The sequence below is a fragment of the Arthrobacter sp. 05L417 genome, from assembly GCF_056397865.1.
Genome location: NZ_JBFTOG010000024.1, coordinates 33,903 through 48,242, shown reverse-complemented (window position 1 = coordinate 48,242; position 14,340 = coordinate 33,903). Strand labels below are relative to the sequence as shown.

The window sequence follows — 14,340 nt, the reverse complement described above, 5'->3', positions numbered from 1 at the left end:
TACCGGTCCGACGCTCGCTCACATATCGGGCCGTTCGGCGTGACGCTCGTTCACAAACAAGGCCAAATGGCGGATCCCTCCTGCAGAAAGATCTGCAGGAGGGATTCCCATTTTTCAACCAAAGGTGAGCGAGCATCCGGGCTTAGTGGTTGTGGCCGCCCGGCAGGGAGTGCTCTCCGTGGGGGACGGCGTGCGCTCCGGCTACCGAGGCGGCGAGCCCCGGTGTCGTAATTGCTGCGACCACGACGGCGGCGGCAAAGGCTGCGCCCAAAAGCGCGCCGGCCCGCGGGGGAGCCTGCGCTACTCCGCCGACGTCGTCGCGGAACCTTCGGGCGAGCCAGGCAGAGGATCCCAGTGCCATCAGGACCAGGAACAGAGCTGCCAGATGCCCGCCGTCGAGCACTCTTTGGGCCATACCGGCAACCAGGAATCCGACGTGGACCAGCACGGCCGCGAGGAGGCCCAGGGTTGTTGGTTTACGGAACCGGAGCCGCCCCCGTTGGAGGCTGCCAATCGAGCTGGCGAGAAGCGCCAGGCCCCAGGCCGCGAAGATGCCGCCCGCCCACACAAGTGGTCCCCGGTCCGAAATGTAGCTGGATGCGATGGAAAGCTCCACGAGGCCGGCCCCCATTCCCGCGAAACACGAAAACAGGGTGAGGGATGCCCCGGCGGTGGGTCCTACGGACGTCGCTGCTTGAGCTGACACGGACGGCTCCTTCCGGATTTCCGGGTTTTCTAGACGTGGGCCCTGGCGGTGGTGGCCGGAACCTTGTCCTGCGAGAGGCCGATGCCGAGGAGGACCACGGCGCTGGCCAAGTGCAGGACGTTGTCTGCGCCGTTAAGGGCAATGATGTTCAGCGCGGAGCCCACGAGGAACAGTCCGAGGATGCCGACAAGCAAGTAGACCGCACCGACCGTGGTGTTGATGGTCTTGGACAGCACGGTGCTGTTCATGCCCGCGTAGAGCAGGGCGGCGCCGATAGCGAGGTGGATGATGTTGTGCAGGGGGTTTACCGCAAAGATGATCAGATTGGCACCCTCGGTAGCGAAGAATCCAATTCCCGAGGTGACGAAGAATCCAACGACACCCACGAGCAGGTAGACGGCTCCAAAGATGGTGGCGATCAGGCGGTTGGGCGAAGTGCGCATGGTCCAAACCTTCCGGTATGGCCGGTTTGTATCCGGCCTGTGTTCGAAACCCCGGACGGGGCTCTCAACCAGAGATTCGGACCACCCGGCGCTATGGATGGGTGGGATCGGACGAATTTTTTCGAGGTTACCGGGCTCAGCCGGTGCGGAGCGCCTTCTTGGTGTTCCGGTTCAGCAACGGCTGCACCCGGAAGGGAATCAATTCGCCCATGGACATGGCGGTGTCCGTTCGTTCCACTCCGTCGCACGCAAGGATCTTGCCGTTGATCCGGAACAGATCCTCGGCGTCGAGCGCCACCACCCGCAACAGCAGATCGGCCGAACCGGTCAGGCCGTATCCCTCCAGGATTTCCGGTATTTCGGCGAGGTCCAAGGCGAGCTGTCCAAGCTTTTGCTGCTGCACATGCACTGAGATGAAGGCCATGAGGGGGTAGCCAAGGGCGGCGGGGTTGATGCGCCGTTCGAAGGAGAGGAACGCATGCTTCTTTTCCAGTTGGGCCATCCGTGCCTGGACCGTATTCCGCGATAGTCCCAGCTTCTGTGCCAAGGCGACAACGGTGCCGCGGGGGTCCTTCGCCATGGCCGAAAGCAGGCGTGTGTCGGTGCCATCTAAAGCTTGCATAATGCGCAACGTTAGCACGGTGGCCACCGCCCAGATAGGGCAGAATGCGCAAAATTTTCAACGGTGGTTGTACCCAATGAGCATTGTGAGTAGGGTCACAATTAATCCAGGCGACGACGCCCGGATGCTGGCCCGCGGCTGGATCACAAGTCCTCCAAAAGGCCTGCGAGCACGAGCTGAAAGGTGCGATCAACTGTGTTGACGGACGAACCCGGCCAGGACGCCTACAAGGCTCCGAATCCCGGAATCAGTGCAGCAAGCCCGCGTCGGACCGGCGGGGACCTGGTCCAACTGATTTCCCCGGAAGGGGAACGCATCAGCCACCCGGAGTTCGATCTCTGGGTCAGCGATGTCACGGACGAGCAACTGTGCTCGCTGTATGAAGACATGATGGCCATCCGCCGCATCGACGCCGAGGCCACCGCCTTGCAACGTCAAGGCGAGCTGGCTCTGTGGCCGCCGCTGCTAGGCCAGGAAGCATCGCAGATCGGTGCGGGCCGGGCCCTCAGGGACGACGACTTTGTCTTCCCCAGCTACCGGGACAACGGCGTGGCCTACTGCCGCGGTGTGGAGCCCACCGACTTGGTCCGTGCCTGGCGCGGCAATGCCTCCTCCGGCTGGGACCCGTACCGCCACAACATCGCCACCCAACAGATCATCATCGGCTCGCAATCGCTGCACGCAACCGGCTACGCCATGGGTATCCAGCACGACGGCGCCGACTCGGTAGCGGTTGCGCTCTTCGGCGATGGCGCCACGAGCGAAGGCGATGTCAACGAGGCAATGGTCTTCGCGGCGAGCTTCCAAGTGCCCGTGGTCTTCATCTGCCAGAACAACCACTGGGCCATCTCCGAACCCGTCCGGATTCAGTCCCACATCCAGATCGCCGATCGTGCCTCGGGCTTCGGAATCCCCAGCATGCGGGTCGACGGGAACGACGTCCTGGCTGTTTTGGCCGTCACGCGCATTGCGCTGGACCGGGCCCGCAAGGGCGGCGGACCGACGTTCATCGAAGCGGTGACCTATCGCATGGGCCCGCACACGACGGCGGACGATCCCACCCGCTACCGCGACGCCAATGAGCTTGAGGACTGGGCAGCCAAGGACCCGATTGCCCGGCTCAAGGCGCTGCTTCGCACCAAGGGCCTCCTGACGGAAGAGGTCGAAGCCAAGACCGAGGCCAAAGCGGATGAGGTGGCAAGGAACTTGCGCGCAGGAGTCATCAACATGCCCGATCCCGCGCCGCTGGACCTCTTCAAGCACGTTTACAGCACGCCCAACTCCTGGATCGAACGCCAGAAGGACCACTACTCCCGCTATTTGGAAAGCTTCAGCGGATCAACCCAGGAAGGTGCACTCTGATGAGCAAGCTGACCTTCGCCCGCGCCATCAACGCCGGCCTGCGCAAGTCCCTCGAAAACGATCCCAAAGTTGTCCTGATGGGTGAGGACATCGGTGCGCTCGGCGGGGTTTTCCGGGTCACCGACGGCCTCCAGAAAGACTTCGGCAAACACCGGGTGGTCGACACCCCCTTGGCCGAGTCCGCGATCATCGGCACCGCCGTCGGACTGGCCTACCGCGGCTACCGCCCGGTCTGCGAAATCCAATTCGATGGCTTCATCTACCCGGCGTTCGACCAGATCGTCAGCCAGGTAGCCAAGATGCACTACCGGACCCAGGGCCGCGTCAAGATGCCCATCACCATCCGCGTTCCTTTCGGCGGCGGAATCGGTTCACCCGAGCACCACTCCGAGTCCCCGGAGGCCTACTTCACCCACACTTCGGGCCTTCGCGTCATCAGCGTCTCCAACCCGCAGGATGCCTACACTATGATCCAACAGGCCATCGCCTCGGACGATCCGGTGCTGTACTTCGAACCCAAGCGCCGCTACCACGACAAGGGCGAAGTGGATGAGACCGCAGATCTTTCCACGGCACTGTCCATGGAGAAGGCGCGGGTGGTCACCCCAGGAAGTGACGTCACCTTGGTAACATACGGACCGCTCGTGAAAACCGCGAACGACGCCGCCATGGCCGCCGCCGACGAAGGAGTCTCCGTGGAGGTTATCGACCTGCGCTCGCTGGCTCCGATCGACTTCCAGGCAGTGGAGGCGTCCGTCCGCAAGACCGGCAGGCTCGTCATCACCCACGAGGCTGCGCAGTCCGGCGGGCTCGGCGCCGAGATTGCCGCCAGCATCACCGAGCGCTGCTTCAACTACCTTGAATCGGCGCCGGTCCGGATCACGGGATTCGACGTCCCGTACCCGTACTCAAAGCTCGAGATGCACCATCTGCCTGATCTGGACAGGATTCTTGACGGCGTGGACCGCGCTCTCGGCCGCGGCAACTCCCTGAGCGGGCTGGAAGGATGAGCGCCACCATGATCAAGGAATTCAGGCTGCCCGACCTCGGCGAGGGACTCACTGAGTCGGAAATTCTCAGCTGGAAGGTTGCGGTGGGGGACACCGTTACCTTGAACCAGGTCATTGCCGAGGTCGAGACGGCCAAGGCCGTGGTCGAGTTGCCTTCGCCCTTCGCCGGAACCGTGGCCGCCTTGCACGAACAGGCCGGTTCGGTTGTCGAGGTCGGCAAGCCGATCGTCTCCTTTGAAGTCGACGACGCCGGAGCCTTGCCTTCCGCTGTTGCCGGTCCCGGTGCGGGCGCATCCGTGGAAAGCCCCGCGGAGACTGCGGCGAAGCGCGAGCCGAACCTCGTAGGCTATGGCGCCGTCGTCGAAAAATCCGGACGGCCGGCCCGCCGCCAGCGGTCCTATGACGGAAGCACCGGCGAACGCGAGGCCGCCCGGGAACCGGTTCCCGCCGTCGAGCCCGTTCCCGCGGTTGAACAGCCCGCACGGCTCGCGATGCCCGCCGAGCCGACGGTGGAGCATGAGCGTCCACGGTCTACCCCGCCGGTCCGCAAGTTCGCGAGGGATCTCGGAATCGACCTCGAGTTGGTCAGGGGAACCGGGCCGGGAGGCCTGATCACCCGTTCGGATGTCCAGGACTTCGCGGCCGGATCCCAGGCGGAGGTTTCGGCTCCCGAGGTCGCTCCGGCCTCCGCGCCCGCCGTCGGGGTTTCCGCTGGACGCGAGACCCGCACCCCTATTAAGGGAGTCCGGAAGTTCACCGCCGCTGCCATGGTGCAAAGTGCCTTCACGGCGCCGCATGTGACGGAGTTCCTGACCGTTGACGTCACGCCCACCATGGAACTGTTGACGCGGCTCAAGGCCAGCCGCGAATTTGCCGGGTACAAGCTCACACCCTTGACCATCGCAGCCAAGGCCGTGGTGATTGCCCTGCGCAGGAACCCGACGCTGAACTCCCGCTGGGACGAGGCCGCACAGGAGATCGTGCAGTTCAACTATGTGAACCTGGGGATCGCCGCCGCCACGCCGCGGGGACTGACTGTTCCCAACATCAAAGACGCGGACAAGATGACGCTGCTGGAACTGTCTACGGCTTTGTCCGAACTCACGGACACGGCACGTTCAGGCAAGACTTCCCCGACAGATCTGACGGGCGGAACCATTTCGATCACGAACATCGGTGTGTTCGGGATCGACGCCGGAACCCCCATCTTGAACCCGGGCGAGGCTGCCATCGTCGCGCTGGGATCGGTGCGCAAGGCCCCGTGGGTGCACAACGACGAACTCGCGGTGCGCCAGGTGATGTCACTGAGCCTGTCCTTCGACCACCGGCTGGTGGACGGCGAACAAGGCTCGAAATTCCTGGCCGACCTGGGCGCTATCCTGTCCGATCCTGCAACAGTCATGACGATGATCTAGCAGGGCGTTCATCCAGCCGCGCGTCCAGGCCCAACTAGCTCGCAGTAAGTGTCGTTTTGAAGGCTCATAACGACAACAACTGCTGGGCCCACGCCGCCAGGGTTCCCTGGCCGAGCTTGCGAGGCAAGGGTGGCGGTGGGGAGTTAGTTGGGCCTTTTGGGGCGGGAGGCTAGCGCACCATCAGCGCTGCGAGGGCCATGCGTTCGAGGATGGGCCGGGCGCTTTTGACCGCCATGCGGCGTCCGTGGTGCCGGACCGAGTGGGGAGTCGAGTTGATGAGGCCGAAGGCTGCGTGGGCGCGGACCCGTAGCTCGGCAGGATCCGTGTCGGGATGCAGTTCCGCGAGCACCCCCACCCACAGCTCCACATAGTTGCGCTGCAGGGTGCGTACTTCGGCTTGGTCGGAGTCGCTGAGGTTGCTGAAGTCGCGGTCCTGGACCCGGATGACATCGGGATTGCTGAGGGCGAAGTCCACGTGGAATTCCACCAGTCCGCGCAACGCAGCTTCGGCGTCGGAGGCCTCGGACGCCACGGTGCGGCCGCCGTCGAGCAGATTCCGGCTCACGCTCAGCAGGAGCTCGGCGAGCACGGCTTGTTTTCCCGGGAAATGCCGGTACACCGCAGGGCCGCTGACTCCTGCCGCAGCCCCGAGGTCCTCAAGGGACACGCGGTTGAAACCGTCGGCCGCGAACAACCCGGCCGCGGCGGTCAGGAGGGCCTTGCGCCGTGTTTCCTTGGCTTGGCTCCGCTGGGTCGGGCTGTCTTGCTTGGGGCTCCGCGGGTTTTGGCCGTCCTGCTGCGGGCTCCGCTGGAAGGTGACCACAATTCCTCCTTTTGCACGCGTCCACTTCAGCGCCGGTACCGGGACGGGCCCAGTGCAGGGGTGATGGACAACACAGTTAATAGAGACTAACCTAAATTCCAGTTATGCGGTACTAACTGAGATGGCCATTGGCCGGGATGGGACACAGTCGATGGAGACACTCGCCAGCCAGCTGGATACCAGCAGCGACCAGTTCGCGGCCAACGCGGAAGCGCAGCTGTCCCTGGTGCGCGAGCTGAAGAAGCGCCTTGCCGTGGCCGCGCTCGGTGGGCCGGAGAAGTCGCGTGAGCGGCACATCTCCAGGGGCAAACTGTTGCCGCGCGAGCGCATTAATTACTTGCTGGATGAGGGAAGCCCGTTCCTGGAGATCGCCCCATTGGCGGCCAACGGGATGTACAACGATGATTCGCCGGGCGCCGGCGTGATCGCGGGGATCGGGCTGGTCCATGGACGCCAGGTGATGGTGGTGTCCAACGACGCCACGGTCAAGGGCGGGACCTATTACCCGATGACGGTGAAGAAGCACCTCCGGGCCCAGGAAATCGCGCTGGAGAACAGGCTGCCGTGCGTCTACCTCGTGGATTCCGGGGGAGCGTTCTTGCCCAAGCAGGATGAGGTGTTCCCGGACAAAGAGCACTTTGGCCGGATCTTCTTCAACCAGGCGAAGATGTCAGCGGCGAAGATCCCGCAGATCGCCTCGGTCATGGGGTCCTGCACGGCCGGTGGCGCCTACGTGCCCGCCATGAGTGACGAAACAGTGATCGTCCGTAACCAGGGCACCATTTTCCTGGGCGGGCCGCCGCTCGTGAAGGCCGCCATCGGTGAGATCGTGACGGCCGAGGAACTCGGCGGCGGGGACGTCCACTCGCGGATTTCGGGCGTGACGGACCACCTCGCCGAAAACGACGAGCATGCCCTGCAGATCGTCCGGGACATCGTCTCCACCCTGCCCAAGCCGGCAGCCCCGGCGTGGGACGTGGACGCCGTCGTCGAGCCGGTGGCGGACCCGGGTGAGATCTATGGTGCGGTTCCTACGGACGTCAATGCCCAGTACGACGTCCGAGAAGTCATCGCCCGGCTCGTGGACGGCTCGAGGTTCCACGAGTTCAAGAAGAACTACGGCACCACCCTGGTGACGGGATTCGCGCACCTGCACGGGCACCCCGTGGGGATCGTGGCGAACAACGGGGTGCTGTTCAGCGAATCCGCGCTCAAGGGCGCGCACTTCATCGAGCTGTGCGACCAGCGCGGCATCCCCTTGGTCTTCCTGCAGAACCTCTCCGGCTTCATGGTCGGCAAGGACTATGAGCACGGCGGCATTGCCAAGAACGGCGCCAAGATGGTCACCGCCGTCGCCACCGCCCGTGTGCCGAAGCTGACCGTGGTGATCGGCGGCTCCTTCGGTGCCGGAAACTACTCGATGTGCGGCCGGGCCTACTCGCCGCGCTTCCTGTGGATGTGGCCGGCGTCCCGGATCTCGGTGATGGGCGGGAACCAGGCCTCCAGCGTGCTGGCCACCGTCAAACGGGACCAATACGAGGCCCGCGGCGAGGAATGGTCCGCCGAGGACGAGGAAGCCTTCAAGGCCCCCATCAAGCAGCAATACGAGGACCAAGGCAGCCCGTACTACTCCACCGCCCGGCTCTGGGACGACGGCATCATCGACCCCGCAGATACCCGGCTCGTCCTGGGCATGGCCTTGGACACCGTCTCTCGCCAACCACTGCCGGAAACCTCCTTCGGCCTCTTCCGGATGTGACCCCATGACAATCACTTCTTTCGACACCGTCCTTGTCGCTAACCGCGGCGAGATCGCCTGCCGCGTGATCCGCACCCTGAGGGCGATGGGCATCCGTTCCGTGGCGGTCTACTCAGACGCCGACGCCGGGGCCCGCCACGTGCGCGAAGCAGACACCGCCGTCCGCATCGGCACAGCCGCGGCAGCGGACAGCTACCTTCGGATCGACGCGATCATCGAGGCCTGCCTGCAAAGCGGCGCCCAAGCTGTCCACCCCGGCTACGGATTCCTCGCCGAGAACGTTGAGTTTGCCAAGGCCCTGGACGCGGCCGGCATCGCGTTCATCGGCCCGGGCATTGATGCCATCGAGATCATGGGCGACAAGATCCGTTCCAAAAACCACGTCATGTCTTACGGCGTCCCATGCGTACCGGGCATCGCCGAACCTGGTTTGAGCGACGAAGCGCTGATCGAGGCGGCGTCCGGCGTCGGCTTCCCCCTGCTCATCAAGCCCTCGGCCGGGGGCGGCGGCAAGGGCATGCACATCGTGGAGCGGCTCGAGGATATGGCGGCCACGCTGCTGACGGCCCGCCGCGTGGCTGCGAGCGCTTTCGGTGACGACACCCTGTTCCTGGAGCGGCTCATCCAGGAGCCCCGGCACATCGAAGTCCAGGTCCTCGCCGACAACCACGGCAACGTGATCCACCTCGGCGAGCGTGAATGCTCGCTCCAGCGCCGCCACCAGAAGGTCATCGAGGAAGCACCGTCCCCGTTGCTCGAGTCCCTCGCGAACGGGGCAGAGGTCCGGGCGCGGATCGGTGAGGCCGCCTGCCAGGCCGCCCGAAGCGTCAAGTACAGCGGTGCGGGCACGGTGGAATTCCTCGTCTCGGACCAGGATCCGGAGCACTTCTTCTTCATGGAGATGAACACCCGCCTCCAGGTGGAGCACCCTGTCACGGAAATGGTGACGGGCGTCGACCTTGTCGAATGGCAAGTGCGCATCGCCGCAGGTGAGGTCCTCACGGTGGCGCAGCCCGACGTCGTGCTTGACGGTCACGCGGTAGAGTCGCGCGTCTACGCGGAGGTGCCCGAACGCGGTTTCATGCCGTCGATCGGGGAGATCGTGACGCTCCGGGAACGGGCAAGCAACGATCCGCACGTCCGCGTCGACTCCGCCATGCTGCCGGGACTGTCCGTCACCGGCGACTACGATCCCATGCTCGCGAAGGTCATTGCGTGGGGCCCGGACCGCAAAGCAGCGCTGGACACCCTTGACCACGCACTGGGGGACTACACCCTGCTGGGTGTCCACACGAACGTCGAGTACCTGCGGCTCCTGATCAACGACGACGACGTCCGCGCCGGCCGCCTCGACACCGGCTTGATCGAGCGCAAGCTGGAGGGAATGGAGTTCCGCCAAGTGACCGACGTCGAGCTGGTCGCCGCGGCGATACTGAGCCGTCAGGTCTTGGCTCCTGCCGGAACGGCAGCACCCTGGAACGCCGCCGACGGCTGGCGCGTCGGCGCGCCCGCACCGTGGAAGACCACGGTCGGACGTCCCGACGGCGGACTGGCCACCGTGGGATTGACGGTGAACGGGCCGGGCTTCACCGCCCGCGTGGACAGCGGCGTCGAGCACTCTGCCGTCATGCGGCCGGGACCCTCGGGACATGCGGTGCTGGTGCTCGACGGCGTCGAGCACCATTTCGCGCACGGCTCACCATCTCCGGGGCCAGGGACACGCGAACTCTGGCTCGGCAGCGACGGCTGGTCCTGCCGGCTGGAGATCCTGGACCGCGAGGCCCGGCTCCAACGCATCCTCGCTGGCATCCAGCGCGAAGAAGGCGCCGCGGATCCCGAAGTCCGGTCTCCCATGCCGGGAACCGTGGTCTCCGTTTCGGTGCACAACGGCGACCACGTGGAAGCAGGCCAGGTCCTCCTTGCCGTGGAGGCGATGAAGATGGAACACCAATTGGTGGCCTCGGTGTCCGGCACCGTGCACCTCAGCAGCAAGACCGGGGACCTCGTCAAGGCCGACCAGGTCCTCGCCACCATCCACGTTGCGGCGGAACCCACCCCCGAGGCCACAGCGGAACCCGCCCTTGAAGTTACAGCAGAGAACCAGAAAGACGAGGAAGTCTAGCCATGGCAAGTTTTGAACTCACCGAGGAATACCAGGACCTGAGCGACTCCGTCCGGGAATTCGCCGACGAGGTAGTGGCACCGGTGTCCACCAAGCACGACGAGGAACACAGCTTCCCGTACGAGGTAGTCAAGCAGATGGGCGAGATGGGCCTTTTCGGCCTGCCCTTCCCTGAGGAGTTCGGCGGCATGGGCGGAGACTACTTCGCGCTCGCCCTCGCGCTGGAACAGCTGGGCCGGGTTGACCAGTCCGTGGCGATCACCCTCGAAGCAGGCGTCTCGCTGGGCGCCATGCCGGTGTACCGCTTCGGCACGCAGGAGCAGAAAGAACACTGGCTGCCCCAGCTGACCTCGGCCGAAGCGCTCGCGGGCTTCGGCCTGACCGAGCCGGAAGCTGGCTCGGACGCCGGAGGGACCAAAACGAACGCCCACCTCGAGGACGGCCGCTGGGTCATCAACGGCAACAAGGAGTTCATCACCAACTCCGGGACCGACATCACGCGCCTCGTCACCGTCACCGCCGTCACCGGGCAGCACGAACGCAAGGACGGGAGCATCAAGAAGGAAATCTCCACCATCCTGGTTCCCACCGACACGCCCGGTTTCACCGCGGAAAAGGCCTACAACAAGGTGGGCTGGAACGCCTCCGACACGCACCCGCTCACACTGAACAACGTCCGGGTGCCCGAGGAGAACCTGCTTGGTGTCCGGGGACGTGGTTACGCCAACTTCCTGTCCATCCTGGACGAAGGCCGTATCGCCATCGCCGCGCTCGCCACCGGTGCGGCACAGGGCTGCGTCGACTTGTCCGTGAAGTACGCCAAGGAACGTGTGGCCTTCGGCCAGAACATCGGCAAGTACCAGGCCATCCAGTTCAAGATCGCCCGCATGCAGGCACGGGCCCACACGGCACGCCTGGCCTACTACGATGCGGCCGCGAGGATGCTGGCCGGCAAGCCGTTCAAGACCGAAGCGGCCATCGCTAAGATGGTCGCAGGCGAGGCAGCCATGGACAACGCACGGGACGCCACCCAGGTGTTCGGTGGCTATGGCTTCATCAACGAATTCACGGTGGCACGGCACTACCGCGACTCCAAGATCCTGGAAGTCGGGGAAGGCACCACCGAGGTCCAGTTGATGCTCATCGCCCGCGAGCTGGGCCTTTAACCGTCAGGGAAGGTAAACGATGATCGACAAAGTTGTTGCCAGCGCCGCGGAAGCGGTGAAAGACATCCACGACGGTGCCTCTCTCGCCGTCGGTGGGTTCGGCTTGTGCGGTATCCCGGTGGCGCTGATCGATGCGCTCCACCATCAAGGCACCAAGGACCTTGAAACAGTCAGCAACAACTGCGGCGTGGACGACTGGGGCCTGGGCATCCTGCTGAAGGACGGACGGATCCGCCGGACCATCAGTTCCTATGTTGGTGAGAACAAGGAGTTCGCGCGGCAGTACCTCGCCGGTGAACTCGAGGTGGTCCTCACACCGCAAGGCACCCTCGCCGAGAAACTGCGTGCCGGCGGGGCCGGAATCCCCGCGTTCTTCACGGCGGCCGGCGTCGGGACGCAGGTTTCGGAAGGCGGTCTGCCGCAAAAGTACGACGCCGACGGCAACGTGGCGATCGCCTCCTCACCCAAGGAAGTGCGCACCTTCAACGGCGCGGACTATGTCCTGGAGGAATCCCTGACCCCCGATTTCGGACTGGTCCACGCCTGGAAGGGGGACCGGCACGGGAACCTCGTCTTCCACGCGACGGCTATGAACTTCAATCCACTGTGTGCCATGGCGGCCCGGATCACCATCGCCGAGGTCGAAGAGCTTGTGGAACCCGGCGAACTCGATCCGCAACATATCCACACCCCGGGCATCTTCGTCCAGCGGGTCGTGGTTGCACCGGACACGGAGAAACGCATCGAAAAGCGGACCGTCGCGTTGACCGGGAAGACAGGAGCGTAGCCATGGAATCGAACATCACCCAGGATGTGCCGCCGCGTCCCGAGGCGGTCAGGCACGAGTACCGCCGCGCCGGCGTCGAGGACCACGAGGGCAAAGGCTGGACGAGGAACGAACTCGCCGCCCGCGTGGCCCGTGAACTCAGCAATGGGCAATACGTCAACCTGGGGATCGGCATGCCCACCCTGATTCCCAACTACATCCCTGACGGGGTCGAGGTGATCCTGCATTCCGAGAACGGGATCCTGGGCGTTGGCCCCTACCCGGCCGAGGATGCCGTGGACCCGGATCTGATCAACGCCGGCAAGGAAACGGTCACCGTCAACGCGGGCGCCGCGTTCTTTGACTCAGCGACGTCGTTCGGCATGATCCGCGGCGGCCATGTGGACGTCGCCGTGCTGGGCGCCATGGAAGTCGCGGCCAACGGGGACCTGGCCAATTGGATGATCCCGGGCAAAATGGTCAAGGGCATGGGCGGCGCCATGGACCTGGTGTTCGGCGCCAAGCGGGTGATCGTGATGATGGAGCACGTGGACCGCAACGGCAAACCCAAGATCGTCAAGGAATGCTCGTTGCCCGTCACGGGGAAAGGCTGCGTGGACCGGATCATCACCGACCTCGCCGTGATCGACGTCGTCTCCGAAGGCGGGGTGTCGAGGCTCGTCCTGCGCGAGTTGGCACCGAACGTATCGGCCGAGGACGTGGCGGCCGCGACCGGCGTCGAGCTTTTCGAAGAGGACCAGGAACTGACTGTATGACCACGGACGCTGAACCCCGGGTCCCCGAACCCCGCATTGTCGAGCAGCGGGGCCTCTATTTCGACGAGCTTGAGGAAGACGTCGTTTACGCCCACCGGCCGGGGCGGACCGTCACCGAAACGGACAACGTCCTATTCACTACGTTGACCATGAACACCCAGGCCCTCCACTTGGACTCGGCGTGGAGCGCCAAGCAGCCCTTCGGGCAGAGGCTCATGAACTCGATGTTCACCTTGTCCACCATGGTGGGACAGTCCGTGACCCAACTGACCCAGGGCACCATCATTGCCCAGCTGGGCCTCACGGACGTCTCTTTCCCACACCCCCTCTACCACGGCGATACCCTCTACACCGAGACTGTCATCAGCGGGAAACGGGAGTCGTCATCGCGTCCCGGGCAGGGCGTGGTGACCATGAAACACACCGGCCGCAACCAGGACGGAAAGATTGTGGCTCTGGCCACGCGCACTTGTCTCATGTGGAGCCGGACCGCGCATCTGGAGGCGCAACAGGGGACAATCAATACATGACCTTCACCATGGGCCCCGCTCTTCTTTTCTGCCCCGCCGACCGCCCGGAACGCTTCCAAAAGGCCGCCGAGCGTTCCGACGCCGTCATCGTGGACCTTGAGGACGCCGTCGCGCCCGCAGACAAGAAGCGGGCCCGGGGCGCCATCCTCGCCCAGCTCGGCTCAGGTGGCGAGACCGCCGAGCTCGACCCCAGCCGCACGATAGTGCGCGTCAATCCGGTGGGCACTCCGGACTTCGAGAAGGACCTGCACTGCCTCGCGCATACCCCATACCGGACCGTCATGCTGGCCAAGGCCGAGACCGCCGAACAGTTGAAAGCACTCGAGGGTTACCACGTCATCGCCCTGTGCGAGACGGCCAAAGGGATCGTCAACGCGGCTGAGATCGCCCAGGCTCCCAACGTCGTCGGGCTCATGTGGGGCGCCGAGGACCTGATCGCCTCGATGGGCGGTTCCTCCAGCCGCAAGGACGACGGCGGCTACCGCGCCGTCGCAACGCACTCCCGCTCCACGGTGCTGCTGGCCGCGAAAGCCGCGGGCAAGGAGGCCATCGACTCGGTCTATGTCGACATTCCCGATCTTGCCGGGCTTGCCGTGGAATCCGCCGACGCAGTGGCCAGTGGATTCGGTGCGAAGGCCTGCATCCACCCGAACCAGGTCGCCGTTGTCCGCGAAGCCTACGCTCCGTCGCCCGAGGCCGTCGCAGGGGCCCGGGAGCTGCTTGACGCTGCGGCTGCGGCTGGAACCGGTGTGTTCCAGCACAAGGGCAAAATGGTGGACGGCCCCATCCTGAAACACGCCGAATCCACGCTGCGCAGGGCCCGGCTTTCCTGAAGGGCTG

General features: G+C 64.7%; 14 protein-coding genes. 10 read left to right on the top strand and 4 right to left on the bottom strand.

The window, feature by feature from the left end:
• Positions 1-142: 142 nt before the first annotated feature.
• The 3 genes from AC1DJW_RS16815 to AC1DJW_RS16805 all read right to left on the bottom strand — a co-directional run bounded on the left by AC1DJW_RS16815 (position 143) and on the right by AC1DJW_RS16805 (position 1,771).
• Positions 143-706 (bottom strand): hypothetical protein, encoded by a 564-nt coding sequence (locus AC1DJW_RS16815; RefSeq protein WP_476901905.1) that lies wholly within the window; start codon positions 704-706, stop codon positions 143-145.
• Positions 707-735: 29 nt separating this feature from the next.
• A complete protein-coding gene (locus AC1DJW_RS16810) occupies positions 736-1,149 on the bottom strand; it encodes a DUF4383 domain-containing protein (protein ID WP_059387837.1) in 414 nt (137 codons plus the stop codon).
• A gap of 136 nt (positions 1,150-1,285) precedes the next feature.
• Positions 1,286-1,771: an Lrp/AsnC family transcriptional regulator gene (locus AC1DJW_RS16805; RefSeq protein WP_078105724.1), complete on the bottom strand. Its 486-nt coding sequence runs from the start codon at positions 1,769-1,771 to the stop codon at positions 1,286-1,288.
• Positions 1,772-1,966: 195 nt separating this feature from the next.
• On the opposite strand from AC1DJW_RS16805, the gene pdhA reads away from it, so the two are divergent.
• The 3 genes from pdhA to AC1DJW_RS16790 are packed head-to-tail and all read left to right on the top strand — an operon-like array spanning position 1,967 to position 5,558.
• Positions 1,967-3,133 (top strand): pyruvate dehydrogenase (acetyl-transferring) E1 component subunit alpha, encoded by a 1,167-nt coding sequence (gene pdhA, locus AC1DJW_RS16800; RefSeq protein WP_476901904.1) that lies wholly within the window; start codon positions 1,967-1,969, stop codon positions 3,131-3,133.
• Positions 3,133-4,143, top strand: coding sequence for an alpha-ketoacid dehydrogenase subunit beta (locus AC1DJW_RS16795; protein WP_476901903.1), 1,011 nt, complete (start codon positions 3,133-3,135; stop codon positions 4,141-4,143). The genes pdhA and AC1DJW_RS16795 overlap by 1 nt, the downstream gene beginning before the upstream one ends.
• Entirely contained in the window at positions 4,140-5,558 is a 1,419-nt protein-coding gene (locus AC1DJW_RS16790; RefSeq protein WP_476901902.1) for a dihydrolipoamide acetyltransferase family protein, read from the top strand. The genes AC1DJW_RS16795 and AC1DJW_RS16790 overlap by 4 nt, the downstream gene beginning before the upstream one ends.
• Before the next feature lie 169 nt (positions 5,559-5,727).
• On the opposite strand, the gene AC1DJW_RS16785 is transcribed toward AC1DJW_RS16790, so the two are convergent.
• Positions 5,728-6,381 (bottom strand): SACE_7040 family transcriptional regulator, encoded by a 654-nt coding sequence (locus AC1DJW_RS16785; protein ID WP_476901901.1) that lies wholly within the window; start codon positions 6,379-6,381, stop codon positions 5,728-5,730.
• A 151-nt stretch (positions 6,382-6,532) separates the two neighbouring features.
• Here AC1DJW_RS16785 and AC1DJW_RS16780 point away from each other — a divergent pair, with 151 nt between their 5' ends.
• The 7 genes from AC1DJW_RS16780 to AC1DJW_RS16750 are packed head-to-tail and all read left to right on the top strand — an operon-like array spanning position 6,533 to position 14,333.
• Positions 6,533-8,140, top strand: coding sequence for a carboxyl transferase domain-containing protein (locus tag AC1DJW_RS16780; RefSeq protein WP_476901900.1), 1,608 nt, complete (start codon positions 6,533-6,535; stop codon positions 8,138-8,140).
• 4 nt (positions 8,141-8,144) lie between these two features.
• Positions 8,145-10,262 carry an acetyl/propionyl/methylcrotonyl-CoA carboxylase subunit alpha gene (locus AC1DJW_RS16775; RefSeq protein WP_476901899.1) on the top strand — a complete coding sequence of 706 codons (2,118 nt, stop codon included), beginning with the start codon at positions 8,145-8,147 and terminating at the stop codon, positions 10,260-10,262.
• A 2-nt stretch (positions 10,263-10,264) separates the two neighbouring features.
• Complete coding sequence (locus AC1DJW_RS16770; protein ID WP_234753077.1) at positions 10,265-11,428, top strand: acyl-CoA dehydrogenase family protein; 1,164 nt, start codon at positions 10,265-10,267, stop codon at positions 11,426-11,428.
• Positions 11,429-11,447: 19 nt separating this feature from the next.
• Positions 11,448-12,215, top strand: a complete 768-nt coding sequence (locus AC1DJW_RS16765) for a CoA transferase subunit A (RefSeq protein ID WP_284752666.1) — start codon at positions 11,448-11,450, stop codon at positions 12,213-12,215.
• Between the two features lie 2 nt (positions 12,216-12,217).
• Complete coding sequence (locus AC1DJW_RS16760; protein ID WP_390282700.1) at positions 12,218-12,970, top strand: CoA transferase subunit B; 753 nt, start codon at positions 12,218-12,220, stop codon at positions 12,968-12,970.
• Positions 12,967-13,500, top strand: a complete 534-nt coding sequence (locus AC1DJW_RS16755; RefSeq protein WP_390282699.1) for a MaoC family dehydratase — start codon at positions 12,967-12,969, stop codon at positions 13,498-13,500. Before AC1DJW_RS16760 ends, AC1DJW_RS16755 begins: the two co-directional genes overlap by 4 nt.
• Complete coding sequence (locus AC1DJW_RS16750; protein WP_284752669.1) at positions 13,497-14,333, top strand: HpcH/HpaI aldolase/citrate lyase family protein; 837 nt, start codon at positions 13,497-13,499, stop codon at positions 14,331-14,333. Before AC1DJW_RS16755 ends, AC1DJW_RS16750 begins: the two co-directional genes overlap by 4 nt.
• The last annotated feature ends 7 nt before the right edge of the window (positions 14,334-14,340 follow it).

What these genes read in the sequence shown, in the direction of transcription:
- AC1DJW_RS16780 (WP_476901900.1), top strand. Translation starts at nt 6,533, where the DNA reads ATGGAGACACTCGCCAGCCAGCTGGATACCAGCAGCGACCAGTTCGCG.
- AC1DJW_RS16760 (WP_390282700.1), top strand. Translation starts at nt 12,218, where the DNA reads ATGGAATCGAACATCACCCAGGATGTGCCGCCGCGTCCCGAGGCGGTC.
- AC1DJW_RS16770 (WP_234753077.1), top strand. Translation starts at nt 10,265, where the DNA reads ATGGCAAGTTTTGAACTCACCGAGGAATACCAGGACCTGAGCGACTCC.
- AC1DJW_RS16750 (WP_284752669.1), top strand. Translation starts at nt 13,497, where the DNA reads ATGACCTTCACCATGGGCCCCGCTCTTCTTTTCTGCCCCGCCGACCGC.
- AC1DJW_RS16755 (WP_390282699.1), top strand. Translation starts at nt 12,967, where the DNA reads ATGACCACGGACGCTGAACCCCGGGTCCCCGAACCCCGCATTGTCGAG.
- AC1DJW_RS16765 (WP_284752666.1), top strand. Translation starts at nt 11,448, where the DNA reads ATGATCGACAAAGTTGTTGCCAGCGCCGCGGAAGCGGTGAAAGACATC.
- AC1DJW_RS16775 (WP_476901899.1), top strand. Translation starts at nt 8,145, where the DNA reads ATGACAATCACTTCTTTCGACACCGTCCTTGTCGCTAACCGCGGCGAG.
- AC1DJW_RS16795 (WP_476901903.1), top strand. Translation starts at nt 3,133, where the DNA reads ATGAGCAAGCTGACCTTCGCCCGCGCCATCAACGCCGGCCTGCGCAAG.
- AC1DJW_RS16790 (WP_476901902.1), top strand. Translation starts at nt 4,140, where the DNA reads ATGAGCGCCACCATGATCAAGGAATTCAGGCTGCCCGACCTCGGCGAG.
- AC1DJW_RS16810 (WP_059387837.1), bottom strand. Translation starts at nt 1,149, where the DNA reads ATGCGCACTTCGCCCAACCGCCTGATCGCCACCATCTTTGGAGCCGTC.
- AC1DJW_RS16805 (WP_078105724.1), bottom strand. Translation starts at nt 1,771, where the DNA reads ATGCAAGCTTTAGATGGCACCGACACACGCCTGCTTTCGGCCATGGCG.